Origin of the sequence: Bosea sp. BIWAKO-01 (assembly GCF_001748145.1) — a bacterium.
Lineage (GTDB): Bacteria > Pseudomonadota > Alphaproteobacteria > Rhizobiales > Beijerinckiaceae > Allobosea.
In genome coordinates this window covers 5,997,691-6,010,646 of record NZ_BCQA01000001.1, presented here as the reverse complement: position 1 = coordinate 6,010,646, position 12,956 = coordinate 5,997,691, and the positions used below count along the sequence as shown (strand labels likewise).

At 67.6% G+C, this 12,956-nt stretch carries 7 protein-coding genes; 3 read left to right on the top strand and 4 right to left on the bottom strand.

Annotated elements, in window-relative coordinates:
- The first annotated feature begins 14 nt into the window (after positions 1-14).
- Positions 15-893, top strand: coding sequence for a LysR family transcriptional regulator (locus BIWAKO_RS27970; protein WP_069881432.1), 879 nt, complete (start codon positions 15-17; stop codon positions 891-893).
- 207 nt (positions 894-1,100) lie between these two features.
- Here BIWAKO_RS27970 and BIWAKO_RS27965 read toward each other — a convergent pair whose 3' ends face one another.
- On the bottom strand, positions 1,101-1,430 hold the full coding sequence (locus tag BIWAKO_RS27965; RefSeq protein ID WP_069881431.1) for an ArsR/SmtB family transcription factor: 330 nt from the start codon (positions 1,428-1,430) through the stop codon (positions 1,101-1,103).
- Positions 1,431-1,507: 77 nt separating this feature from the next.
- Between BIWAKO_RS27965 and BIWAKO_RS27960 the strand changes: the two genes are divergently transcribed.
- Entirely contained in the window at positions 1,508-2,488 is a 981-nt protein-coding gene (locus tag BIWAKO_RS27960) for a quinone oxidoreductase family protein (RefSeq protein ID WP_069881430.1), read from the top strand.
- Positions 2,489-2,848: 360 nt separating this feature from the next.
- On the opposite strand, the gene BIWAKO_RS27955 is transcribed toward BIWAKO_RS27960, so the two are convergent.
- Together BIWAKO_RS27955 and BIWAKO_RS27950 are read right to left on the bottom strand one after the other, a co-directional pair.
- Complete coding sequence (locus tag BIWAKO_RS27955) at positions 2,849-3,331, bottom strand: peroxiredoxin (protein ID WP_244523692.1); 483 nt, start codon at positions 3,329-3,331, stop codon at positions 2,849-2,851.
- Positions 3,332-3,606: 275 nt separating this feature from the next.
- On the bottom strand, positions 3,607-5,037 hold the full coding sequence (locus BIWAKO_RS27950) for a DUF1254 domain-containing protein (protein WP_069881429.1): 1,431 nt from the start codon (positions 5,035-5,037) through the stop codon (positions 3,607-3,609).
- Positions 5,038-5,623: 586 nt separating this feature from the next.
- Here BIWAKO_RS27950 and BIWAKO_RS27945 point away from each other — a divergent pair.
- On the top strand, positions 5,624-11,914 hold the full coding sequence (locus BIWAKO_RS27945; RefSeq protein ID WP_176733420.1) for an autotransporter domain-containing protein: 6,291 nt from the start codon (positions 5,624-5,626) through the stop codon (positions 11,912-11,914).
- A gap of 98 nt (positions 11,915-12,012) precedes the next feature.
- Here the strand turns inward: BIWAKO_RS27945 and BIWAKO_RS27940 are convergent, their stop codons facing one another.
- Positions 12,013-12,906 (bottom strand): LysR substrate-binding domain-containing protein, encoded by an 894-nt coding sequence (locus tag BIWAKO_RS27940; protein WP_069882864.1) that lies wholly within the window; start codon positions 12,904-12,906, stop codon positions 12,013-12,015.
- Positions 12,907-12,956 lie beyond the last annotated feature (50 nt).

Here is a 12,956-nt window from a genome sequence, read left to right as displayed (position 1 = left end):
ATAGCAGATCACCAATGAAGCGGTCGGAACTGCCATCGCTGGACGACCTGCGCGCATTCGAGACTGCGGCGCGCCTCGGCTCGGTGCGCCAGGCGGCCGGCGCGCTTGCGCTGACCCATGGTGCCGTCAGCCGGCGCATCACCAGGCTCTCGGAGGATCTCGGCTTCAAGCTGTTCGAGAAGAGCGGCCGCGGCCTGCGGCTGACGCCTGCCGGCGAGATGCTCAACCTCACGCTGGGCCGATTCTTCACGGAGCTATCGGCGACCGTCGAGGGCCTGCGCGCCACGACGTCCCGGCAGAACGCCCTGGTGCTCTCCTGCGAGTCCTCGGTCGCCATGCGCTGGCTGATCCCGCGGCTGGGCGCTTTCCAGGCCGCGCATCCCGATGTCGCGCTGCATCTCTCGGTCGGCGGCGGGCCGGTCGAGTTCCGGCGCGACCGGATCGATCTCGCGATACGCCGGCTCGACTTCGCCTTGCCCGACGCATGGCATGTCCAGCGCGTGTTCGCGGAAAAGGTAGGGCCCGTGATGAGCCCCCACGTCCTTCCGGCGTTCGAGGGCGGCGACTATATCGCGCTCGGCTCCAGGACCAGGCCGGACGCCTGGTCGCAATGGCTCGCGGCCCATCCCTCATGTCATCGGCCCAGCGAGATCCGGTTCTACGACCATCATTTCCTGATCGTCGAGGCCGCTTCAGCCGGGCTCGGGGTGGCGCTGAGCCCGCTCGTCCTGGCGACCGACGACCTGGACCGGCAGCGTTTGCTGGCACCTCTCGGCTTCGACGCCGATGGAAGTCACTACGGCCTGATCTGGACCGGCGAGCGAGAGCTGTCCAGGGGCGCTCGCGCGCTCGCAGAGTGGCTGCAGCAGGAGTGCGTGAGGTCGCTGGGCTGAGCGGATTTCCGCCCGTCACGCCGGTCATCACCGTCATCCGCCCCGCGGACCCTCCGCCGACAGGCAAAGCCCTGCGGCACCCGAGGGGGACGGGGCGGCTCCTTGCCGGCGTTCGATCGAGTGTCTGGTTCCGGGCTGGAGGCGAAGGGGCATCGTCGACCCTAAGCGGTCGTTCGCCGCTTGTGCGTCGCGGGTCTACGCGGCAGCCTAGGATCGCACCATCTTTGAGCGAGCTTCAGCGAGAAGAAGCTCGACCAGCGCCGGGAAGCGTTGCTTCAACTCCGCGATGCGCAGCCGATTGGAGCGGCTGTTGCCCCTGTCGGTTTGGTGGATGAGGCCTGCCTCGCGGAGGACCCGGAAATGGTGCGTTCGCGTGGCCTTGGTGACCGGCAGATCGAACGAACTGCAGTGGCGGACGACGTCTGGTTCGACGGCGAGTGTCAGGACGACTTCGCGGCGCAGCGGGTCCGCCAGCGCCGCGAAGATCGCGCCCAAATCCATCTCGTCGGGCGTCGGGTGGCCGAACTCATCAGGCATCGGTCGTCTCGAAGGTATGTCTTGCATCATACCTCAGGTTGGTGTGATCCTCCGATTCACCATGGAGGCCGCACCCGATGACCACAAGACGTGTCGTCACGCTGACCGAGTTTGGATCACCTGAGGTTCTGAAGCTTGGGACCGACGAGCTTGCGCCGCCGATGACAGGCGAGGTCCAGATCCGGCAAACCGCAATCGGATTCAATTTCATCGACATCTATCAGCGCAAGGGCGTCTATCCGCTGCCCCTGCCGACCGGCCTCGGCTTCGAGGCGGCGGGCGTCGTCGAGGCGCTCGGCCCCGACGTCGCGGACATCCGGATTGGCGATCGGGTCGCTTACATGAACGCGGGCGTCGGTGCCTATGCGGATCGACGCAACGTCCCGGCGGATAGGCTCGTTACGCTGCCGGAAACGGTGAGCGACGAGGCCGCGGCGGCACTCCTCTTCAAGGGCATGACGGCGCAGTATCTGCTGCGCAAGACCCACGCCGTCAAAGCTGGCGAGCTTCTGCTTGTGCATTCGGCGGCCGGCGGAGTCGGGCAGATCCTGACGCGGTGGGCCACGGCGCTTGGCGCGACGGTCATCGGCACGACGGGATCACCGCAGAAGCGCGAGGCCGCCTTGACCGCCGGCTGCGTCGAGGTCGTCGACACGAACGACCCGTCATGGCCCGAGCAGTTCCTGACGGCGTCAGGCGGCCGGAAGGCTCGTGTCGTCTACGATGCCATCGGCAAGGACACTCTGCTCAGGTCTCTCGATTGCGCGGAGCCCTTCGGCCTCGTCGTCAGCTACGGGGCCTCTTCCGGCAAAGCCCCCGCCATCGATCCCGAGCTTCTCAACAAGAAGGGCTGCTTGTTCCTGACCCGACCGTCCGTCTTCCCGCACAACGCCGAGGCGGCGACGTTTCGTGCCAACGCGGCCGACCTGTTCGAGGCCATCGCCCGTGGCTACGTGAAAGCCGATATCGGTCAAACCTTCCCGCTTGAGGATATCGTCGAGGCCCATGTTGCGGCGGAAGAACGTCGGTACAGCGGCGCCTTGCTCGTCATTCCATAGGTGCAGAGACCAGCTTCGCGCCCGGACGGCGCAGGCGTGCACATCTCCAGGGGCGCAGGTGGGGCAGGCCCCGCCAACTCCCCGCGAGCAGGAAGGGCGCTCGTTGCTTGCGGGAGAATGCCGCAACCATCCGTGGAGGCTGCTCACCGGCAGGCGCCGGGCCGCCGCAAGGCCAGCGCGGTCTGGGCTACCGGCAATGGCAGCCCCCGCCTTTCCCGACATCGACAAGCGCCGGCAGGGAGCACATCGGCCGCGCCCGAGGGGGAAGGGCGAACCCTTGTTGGCGTCTGATCGAATGTTGGGTTCCGGGCCGGAGGCGAAGCGGGCCCTGTCGACCCTCAAGCGGAACTCACTCTGGAACTAAACCGGATGCGCGGCGAGCCATTCAAGCGTGTCTTCCGCACTCCGTTCGGGCCTGGTTACCGGATGCAAGACGTGCTCGATCGCTCCGTCTTTGACGACCAAGGTCAACCGCTCGATGAGGCGCATTCCGTCCGCGACGAACGTTGGAAGCGACAGCGCATCCGTCAGCTGGAAGTCCTCATCGCTCAGCACGTCAAAGGGCAGGTGCAGACGTGTCGCCATCTCCTGCTGATAAGAGGTTGCTTGGGTGCTGAGACCGAACACGGTCGCGCCAAGGCGAGCCAGATCGCCATGATGGTCACGAAATGCGCAGGCCTGGGGGGTACAGCCTCGCGCGCCGGGAATGACATCCCAGCCAGTGGGCGCAGGTTTCCCCGGTTCGCTCGTCCGAGGGTAGCAATAGATCACCGTGCGCCCTCCAGGCAGTGACGCCAGATCGACCTTTCGCCCCGCCGTTGAACGCAGAGCGATCGCAGGCATCCGAATGCCGACCAGACGAGCGCTTAGGGACATTGATGGCCTCGGTCAGATGGAGATCCTAGCCCGCTCCATCGCATAGGAGCTGTCGGATGCCCAGCCTCCGGCGCCCTTCGGGACCTGCGCTCGAGGGTGAGGCCCCGGCAACTCCCCGTGAGCAGGAGGGGGGCGGCGGTCGCTGGCGGAAGAATGCCGCAACCATCCGAGGAGGCTCCTCACCGGCAGGCGCCGGGCCGCCGGCGCGTCCGGGGCTGCCGGCAATGGCCAACCCTGGACGCTCAGCCGACCTTCCGGGCTGCTGGAATGGACCATGTCCCGTTGATGATCGACGGATCGGTCTCGCCTGGCCAATACAGCCGCAGCATCAGGATGAAACCGCCGGCAGGGGCGGGAAGCCAGTTCGACTCCTTGTCCTTCCCCGGTGAATCCTTCTGGATGTAGAGATCCGTCGACCCGTCTGGATTGACCTGCAGGTTTTGGCGCGGGCTGATCGAATACCGGTCGAGCGGGTTGTTCACGAAGAAGTACTGGTCGTCATACATCGTCAACGACCAGAACCCCTCGACGGGCGGTAAATGGCCTTTGGCGAAGCGCATGACATATCTGTTCGCGCCGCTGTATGTCTTCCCCTCCGCATCCGCCGTCGAGGTCGGGTAGACCGCGTCCTGCGGGCGATTGGCGCCCAGTCCGATGGCGGTCACGAGAGCCCGCATCACGTAGTCCGTGCCGTAGATTCCGGTTCTGGTCGTGAAGGCCCAGCCGTTCTCGTTCTTGAGCGCCGGGTTGGCCTTGAACTGCTGCATGATCTTGTCGAACGCGACCTCCGGAACGCGCTTGGCGACATCCGCCTTGAGCTTGCTCTCGTCAAAGTCCTGCCCGGGAACGATGCCGATGCGCGCGAACTTTGCGATATGCGGCGCATCTGCTGCGGCCGGCGGGTTCGTCTTCATCAGCTCGCAAAGCAGCTTGAAATAGGACACCGCATCCATTCGGTTGACCTGATCGCGCACGGCCGTCTTCATATCGAGGGACGGATCGACCTTGCCCGGCGGCGGCGTGTAGGGCTTGCCATAGGCGCTGAGCGGAACGAGCTTGCACGCGTCCTGCAGCGTGTGGACGGCAGCGTAGTCTTCCGGCGTGCCGGTGCAGTAGATGCGGCCGAGCAGCCACACGATGCTGGTGAGCGACTTATACTCCTTCACGCCCTCCGGCAGCGTGCCTTTCCAGCCCGGGCCGGTGATCGCATAGGTCTGCGCTCCGGTGCCGGTCGTACGCTTGCCCGGGACCTGGAACACCGTCGTCCAGCCGTCGAGCAACGGCATCACGGAGTAACGGCCCTTCATGTCGGGGATGCTGAGCACCCAGGGCTCCTTGCCGACATCGAAGAAGGCGCTTGTGTAGAGCGTGTCGGCATTCGGCGCCGTGACGTCCTTGAACGAAGCGTCGGGATAGCTGCGCAGCCTGATGATGTGCCCCATCGGCCCCCGCGTTCCCACGGGCTCGGCGACATTGGTGATGATCCGCCGGGTCATCTCCATCGTCACCAAGGGGTATCCGAAGATGTAGGCGTCGGTCGCCAGCCAAAAATCCTCGAGACCTTCGCCGATACCGTGAAAGGACCCCTGCTGGGCGAGCGCCGAGCGAGCCATTGCCGTGCCGGCGAGCAAGGCGAATCCGCTAAGAGCAGCGGACCGACGAGTGATCTTCATATGTGCCTCCGTAAGCTGCTTTGAACCTGACGCGCTGCAAAGATCAGACGCGCACCGTCAACCTCGATCGGCGCCCATGGCGGCGCGCCATCGACGACGGCGGTTCGGTCTCGCGATCTCGCAGACCGCGGGGAGGCGAGTCTTGCCATTCCGCGCCAAACGCAGCGGCTCGGTGGGAACTGCTCCCTTTCGGGTTCGTGCGCTGGCGTGTCTCGCCCTTGCGGTATCGCTGGCGAGCCCGAGGTTCCCCACACAGACGGCGTCCCCTAAGGGAGGGGCAAGTCTCCAGACAGCGATCCGGTCCGGGGACGCGGGAGCCGACGCCGCAACTGAGATGATTCAGCGATTAAAACGCCGCTATGCCTTTGCGTTTTTATGCGCTAGCCGCAATCATGAGCTGTTTCGGCGATGAATCGCCGCGGTCGACCAGATCAGATCGGCCTCAGCGTGAGGGGTATTTGCGTGAGGTAAGGCTTTCGCACAACCGAGACGAGCTTTGCACCGCCTGTTTTCGCGCGCTTCACGATGCGATGGATCGTGACGTCGCAAGACAGAGGCACGCCCCCCTTCGCCGGATACGATTCACATGGGATATGCTTTGCCCCCCTTCCGAGCGATGCTGCTCGCCGGCACCGCCCTGCCGCTTGTTCTGCTGATCGGGCAGCCCGAGGCCATGGCCGTTTGCCCGGATGGCAACAGCGCGTCCGGGCAAACGGCCGGCACAGGGTGCGGCGCCACGGGCGCAGGCGGAGCCGGTGGCGTTTCAGTCGGTCAGGGCGGCGGCGGTGGCGGCGTCAATTTCTCCGGGGCGGGTAGCGGCGGCGGCGGTGGTGGTGGGGCCGACTCTTCCGGAAGCGCCGGCAGCATCAATGGCGGCGCCGGTGGAGACGGTTCGCTTGGGACTTACGGAGGCGGGGGCGGAGGCGGAGGTGGAGTCGCGCTTCTCACCCCCACGGGTAGGCCGATCAACGCGCCGATAGCCGGTGGCAACGGTGGCCACGGAGGCGGGGCCGGCTCTGCGACGATGGCCACCGGCGGTGGCGGCGGCGGTGGCGGTGGCGGCGGCGCGGGTGCTGTGCTCGGTGGCATCTCCCAAACCTATTTCGCGACGGCGACAGTGTCCGGCGGTAACGGCGGTCAAGGCGGTGTGGGCGGCGCGTCCGCCGTCGGCGTCGGCGGTTCCGGCGGTGGTGGCGGCAATGGTGCCTTCGCCGTCAGGATCACCAACGGCACCCTCACGGTCCTGAGCGCGATCTCTGGCGGCGCAGGGGGGAGCGGCGGCGCCGGCGGAGCCGCGGTCTCCTCGGGCGCGGGAGGGACCGGCGCGGCCGGCGGAACCGGCGGGGCCGGGCTGATATCCTCGCTCGGCACGCTGTCCGTCAATGCCAATGTGAGCGGCGGCTCCGGAGGAGCGGGCGGTGCCGGCGGGACCGCGCAGGCGGTCGGCTTCACCGGGGGAGCTGGCGGACAGGGTGCGGCTGGCGGCGATGGCGTTACCTTCGCCGCCGGGAGCCTGGTGTTGCAGAACCTCTCCGTCATCAGTGGCGGGGCGGGCGGCGTGGGCGGCATCGGCGGCGGCGCCATTACGACCGGCGGTCTCGGCGGCACGGGTGGCGCCGGCGGCATCGGTGCCCAGGTCACCTCGGGCGGGACCCTCACGATCGGGGCCGGAACGTCGGTCCTGGGCGGAGCCGGCGGCACAGGTGGCGCCGGCGGCGCGGCCTTCACGTCCGGCCTCACTGGGGTAACCGGAGCGGGCGGCATCGGCATCACCGCGGCGGGTTCGACGATCACCGTGGCGGGTTCCGTCAGCGGTGGCTTGGGCGGCAGTGGCGTTCGGGCCAATGCGATCGCGTTCTTCGGCTCGAACAACCGCCTCGTCCTCGAGAGCGGCTACGCTATCACGGGCAATGTCGTTGGCGCCGGCACCACGACGCTGACACTCGGCGGGGTGATCGCGGGCTCGTTCGACGTCTCTGCCGTCAATGCCGGCGGCGGCCAATATGCCGGCATCACCGCTCTGACGAAGGAGGGCAGCAGCACCTGGACCCTGACGGGCACATCGGTCCTGACGCCCGCCTGGACAGTCAACGACGGCACGCTTTCGATCGCGTCGGATTCCAGCCTCGGCCTGGCGGGCAACGGCCTTACGCTGAACGGCGGCACATTGCAGACCACGGCTGCCATCACCACCGCGCGTAACGTAACGCTGGGGGCGAGCGGCGGTACCATCGAGACCGGTGCGAACCTCACCCTCGGCGGCATCGCGGGATCGGGCAGCTTCACCAAGACGGGGACGGGCACGCTCTCGCTGCAGAGCAGCCTCGCCGCGAGCCAGACCTTGATCAGCGGCGGCACCCTCACCATGCTGGCCGGCGGGCTGCTTGGAGGGGCTGGCGCCGTCACGATCACAGCGGGTGGCACGCTCGATCTCGGCGGCTTTGCGCAGACGGTCGGCAGCCTCGCTCTTTCCGGCGGCACACTCACCAGCGGGTCGCTCGCCGGCGCGATCAGTTCCACGGGCGGCGCGATCTCGGGATTGTCCGGCGCTGCCTCGCTCACGACCACGGCCGGCACGACGACCCTGACCGGAACGAACGCCTATACCGGGGCGACATCGATTACTGTCGGCACGCTGCAGGCCGGCGCGGCCAACACCTTCAGCGCCGGCAGCGCGACATCGGTCGATCTCGGTGCGGCGCTTGATCTCGGCGGCTTTGCGCAGACGATCAACAGCGTCACTCTCTCCGGGGGAACGCTGACCAACGGATCGCTCAGCGGCGCGATCAGTTCCGCGGGCGGCACGATATCGGGATTGTCAGGCACCGCTTCGCTGACGGCAACCGCCAGCTCGACGATCCTGACCGGAACGAACGCCTATACCGGAGACACGTCCATTTCCGGAGGCACGCTGCGGGGCGGTGCGGCCAACGCCTTCAGCGCCGGCAGCGCGACATCGGTCGGCCCCGCCGGGGTACTCTATCTCGGCGGCTTTGCGCAGACGATCAACGCCGTCAGCCTCGCCGGCGGCATCGTGATGAACGGCACGCTGACCGGCGCAATCACGTCGACGGGCGGCACGATATCGGGGTTGTCGGGCACCGCCGCGCTCACGACAACGGCCGGCACGACGTCTCTGACCGGAACGAACGCCTATACCGGGGCGACATCCGTTTCCGGCGGCACGTTGATCGCTGGCGCCACCAATGCCTTGAGCGCCAGCAGCGCGACATCGGTCTCGCTCGGCGGCACGCTCGATCTCGGCACCTTCGCGCAGACGATCAACAGCGTCAGCCTCGCCGGCGGCACGCTGAAAAACGGCGCGCTGGCCGGCGCGATCAGCTCGACCGGCGGCTTCATGACGGGCCTGTTCGGCACCGCATCCCTGACGGTCAGCGCCGGCACGACGATGTTCACCGGGTCAAACGCGTATACGGGCGCTACGACCGTCTCCGGGGGGACACTGACGGCCGCAGGAGCCAACCTGTTCAGTGTCGCGAGCGCCACCACCGTCAATGCCGGTGGCACGCTCGACCTCGGCGGCTTCGGGCAGATGATCAACTCCGTCACCCTTGCCGGGGGAACGCTGAGCAACGGTTCGCTGACCGGCGCGATCAGCTCCACCGGCGGCTCGATCTCGGGATTGGCGGGCACCGCCGCGCTCACAACCACCGCCGGCACGACGGTGCTGACCGGGGCGAACACCTATATCGGCGCCACGACGGTGTCGGGCGGCACGCTTCGGGTCACGGGCAGCTTGAGCAACTCGGCGGTGAGTGTGGCCTCGGGTGCGACGCTGGGCGGCACCGGCAGCATCACGGGCTCGGTGACGGTCGCCGATGGCGGGCGCCTCGGGCCGGGCGCGAGCCCCGGCACGCTGACGGTCGGATCGCTGGTCCTGAATGCGGCGTCCCAGCTCGACTTCGAGCTCGGCACGCCGGGCGTGATCGGCGGCGGGGTCAATGATCGCGTCATCGTCAACGGCAACCTCACGCTCGCCGGCTTGCTCAACATCGTGCCCCAGGCCGGCTTCGGCACGGGCACCTACCGGCTGTTCGACTACGGCACGCTGACCAACAGCGGACTGGGCTTCGGGCTGGTGCCGGCTGGCTATACGCTGAGCATCGACACGGCCACATCGGGCCAGGTCAATCTCGTCACCAGCTACACCGGTCTGCAGTTCTGGAACGGCGCGACGACGACGCCGGACGGCACCGTCCACGGCGGGAGCGGCAGCTGGAGCGCGGCCACTACCAATTGGACGGACGAGACCGGCATCATCCGCAGCGGCTGGGGCGACCTGACGGCTGTCTTCGGCGGCCCGGCCAGCGGCACCGTGACGATCGCTGCCAACCAGCAGATCGAGGGGCTTCACTTCTCCACCAGCGGCTATGTGCTGGACGGCCCGGGCAAACTGGAGATCAGTTCGGCCGCGAGTGAGCTGCGCATCGACCCCGGCATGACCGCGACGGTCAATGCCGCGATCCAGGGTTCCGGCGGGTTGGCCAAGACCGGCGGCGGCACGATCGTGCTCGGCGGGGTCAACCTCTATACCGGCGGCACGGCGCTGAATGCCGGCACGCTGCAGGTCTCGTCGGACGCCAATCTCGGCGACGCTGCCGGCAGGCTCACCTTCAACGGCGGTACGCTCGCGACGACGGCGAGCTTCGCAAGCTCGCGCCCCGTGACGCTTGCGGTTACCGGCTCCGTCGATGTGGCGGCGGGTACGGAGCTCGAGCTCGGCGGCACGATCTCCGGCGCCGGCGGCCTGACCAAGCTCGGCGCGGGCACGCAGGTCCTGACGGGGACCAACAGCTATACCGGCGTGACCACGATCAGCGCCGGCACGCTTCAGCTCGGAAATGGCGGCACGACCGGCTCGATCGCCGGCAACGTTGTCAATGACGGCACGCTCGTCTTCAACCGCTCGAACCCCGTCATCTTCACGGGGGCGATCTCGGGTTCCGGCGCGCTGATCCATAACGGCACCGGCAGCACACGGCTTGCGGCCGCGAGCAGCTATACCGGCGGCACGACGATTTCGGCCGGCACGCTGATCGGCCACGCCACGAGCTTCGGCAGCGGCACGATCCTGAACCATGCCGCGCTGGTCATTGACCAGCCGAGCGATGCGAGCTTCGCCAATGCGATCGATGGCGCCGGCTCCTTCACCAAGGCGGGCGCTGGCAACCTCAGGCTGACCGGGACCAGCGGGCTCACCGGCCCGACCACGGTCGCGGCCGGGCGGCTCTCGGTCAATGGTTCGCTGGTCGGCTCCACCGTCACCGTGCAGTCGGGCGCCGAGCTCGGCGGCAACGGTACGCTCGGCGCCACCACCGTGCTGGCCGGGGGCAGGATCGCGCCGGGCAACTCGGTCGGCACGCTGACCATCAAGGGCAACCTCGTGCTGGCGCCGGGCTCGACCTATGCGGCCGAGATCGCCGGCAATAGCATGTCCGACCTGATCGCGGTCGCCGGCTCGGCAACTGTGACGGGCAGCAACGTCCTGATCTCCGCGCTCGATCCGCAGGTGAGCTACCAGACCGGCCGGCGCTACACATTGTTGACCGCCACGGGCGGGATCGTCGGCCGTTTCGCCGAGGTGACAACCAGTTCGGCCTTCCTCGATGTCAGCCTGGAGCCGAGGGCGGGCGCGGTCGGCCTGAGAATCCAGATCAAGGCCACCGATCCCGCCACGCCATCGACACCGCCTGCCGTGTTCCAGACCGTCACGGCGACGCGCAACCAGTTCGCGACCGCGGTGGCGTTGAACAACCTGCCGCAGGCCGGCGGGACGCTGGCTCTCTATAACAGCCTGTTGATGCTCGACGCGGCCTCGGCCCGCGGCGCCTTCGATCTGCTCTCGGGCGAGATTCACGCCGCGGCGAAGACGGCGCTGGTCGAGGAAAGCGCCCTGTTGCGCTCGGCCGCGGTCGACCGGCTGCGCTCGGCCTTCGGTGCGGTCGGCGCGGCGCCGATGGCGACGATGAACTACGGCTTCACTGCCGATCTCGCGCCTGCCGTGACGGGGCCGATGCCCAAATTCAGCACCGAGCGCTTCGCGGTCTGGGGCCAGGGCTACGGCGCCTGGGGCCGCAGCGATGGCGATCACAACGCATCGAAGCTGACCCGCTCGACCGGCGGTCTGATGATCGGCGCCGATGTCGCCGTCTTCGACACGATGCGCGTCGGCCTGCTCGCCGGCTACAGCCATAGCGAGTTCAAGGCGAGCGAGCGGCTGTCCTCGGGCGAGAGCGACAACTACCATCTCGGCCTCTACGCTGGCGGCCAGTGGGGCGCGCTCGGCCTGCGCACCGGCGCGAGCTACACCTGGCACGATCTCGAGACCTCGCGCCTGGTCGCTTTCACCGGCTTCGGCAACAGCCTGAAGAGCAGCTACAACGCCGGCACGGCGCAGGTCTTCGGCGAGCTCGGCTACCGGCTCGATGTCGGACAGGTCGCGCTCGAGCCCTTCGCCGGCCTCGCCTATGTCAACCTGCACGCCGACGGCTTCAACGAGACAGGCGGCATCGCGGCGCTCTCGGGCCGCAGCGGCGACAGCAATCTCGGCTACTCCACGCTCGGCCTGCGCGCCTCGACCGCGTTCGCGCTACAGGGCATGGACATGACCTTGCGCGGCGGGCTGGCCTGGCGCCATGCCTTCGGCGATGTCGACCCGCAGGCGACGCTGGCTTTCGCGGGCTCCAATCCCTTCACGGTCTCGGGCCTGCCGATCGCGAGGAATGCCGCGCTGATCAATGCCAGCCTCGATATCGCTGTCGGCCGGAGCACCACGCTCGGTGTGTCCTATACCGGGCAGCTTGCCAGGGACGCCCAGGACCATGCCTTCAAGGCGAACCTGGCCGTGAGCTTCTGAGGGAGAGGGGCGCAGGCCTGCCTTGAGGCTCCGTTCGGCGCGCAGGCAAGGGCGCGCGCTGGCAAGAGTCTTCGACGCAATCCGGCTTTCCGACAGGTTTAGCCGGGAGAGGACAGCTTGGCCTGACGTTTGGACTGCGCGACGACCCAGGCCCTGAATTCGGTTGCGAAGGGCTTGTCCAACGCTGCGCGGTCCCAGGCCAGAAAATAGGGTTCGCTCAGTTGCAGGCGATGGTCGACGGGGATTACGAGGCGGCCGGCCGTGAGGTCTTCGGCGATCATCGCCAGTTGGGCTAGCGCGAAGCCACGCCCGTTGACGGCGGCGTCCAGGGCCGAGCTCGAGAGCGAGAAGGCCAGTTCGGTTTCGGGCCTGCGCAGCTTTGCTCCGACGCTTGCCGCCCATTCCGACCATGACGGCGCTGGGCGATGCTGCTGTTCCCATTCGATGCCGATCAGGGGATAGCGCAGGACGTCGTCAGCGGTGCTGACATCCTGTCCGGCGATCAGGGAAGGCGCGCAGGCCGGCACGACCCAGTCGGTGAACAGCTCGCTGAAATGGGCGAACCCCTTGCTCTTGTCGCCGTAGGAGATGCGGAAATCGAAAGCGTCCTGGTGCAGGACGGGCTCGGCCTCGGCGCCGATCAACCGAACCCTGGCGGCCGGATGCAGGGCGTGCCAGTCGAAGAGTTTGGGGCCGATCCAGCGGCTTGCCACCGACGCCAGGCAGCTCACGACGAGGCCGGCATTCGCCCGTGCGCGATCAAGGGCGGCATGGGTCTGGCGAAGATCGTCGAAGGCCGCGGTCAGGCCCTTCTGGTACATCCTTCCCCAGGAGGTGAGTTCGACCCCGTTGCCGCTCCGCTCGAGCAGGCGCAGCCCGAGATGTTGCTCCAGCTTGCGGATCTGCTGGCTGATCGCGCCGGGCGAGACGCCGAGTTCAAGGGCAGCCTTGGTGACGCTGCCATGTCGCGACACATGTTCGAAGGCCTGCATGGCTTTCAAGGGCAGCTGTTTCTGCACGGCTTCCCTTTCAGCGGCGGCAG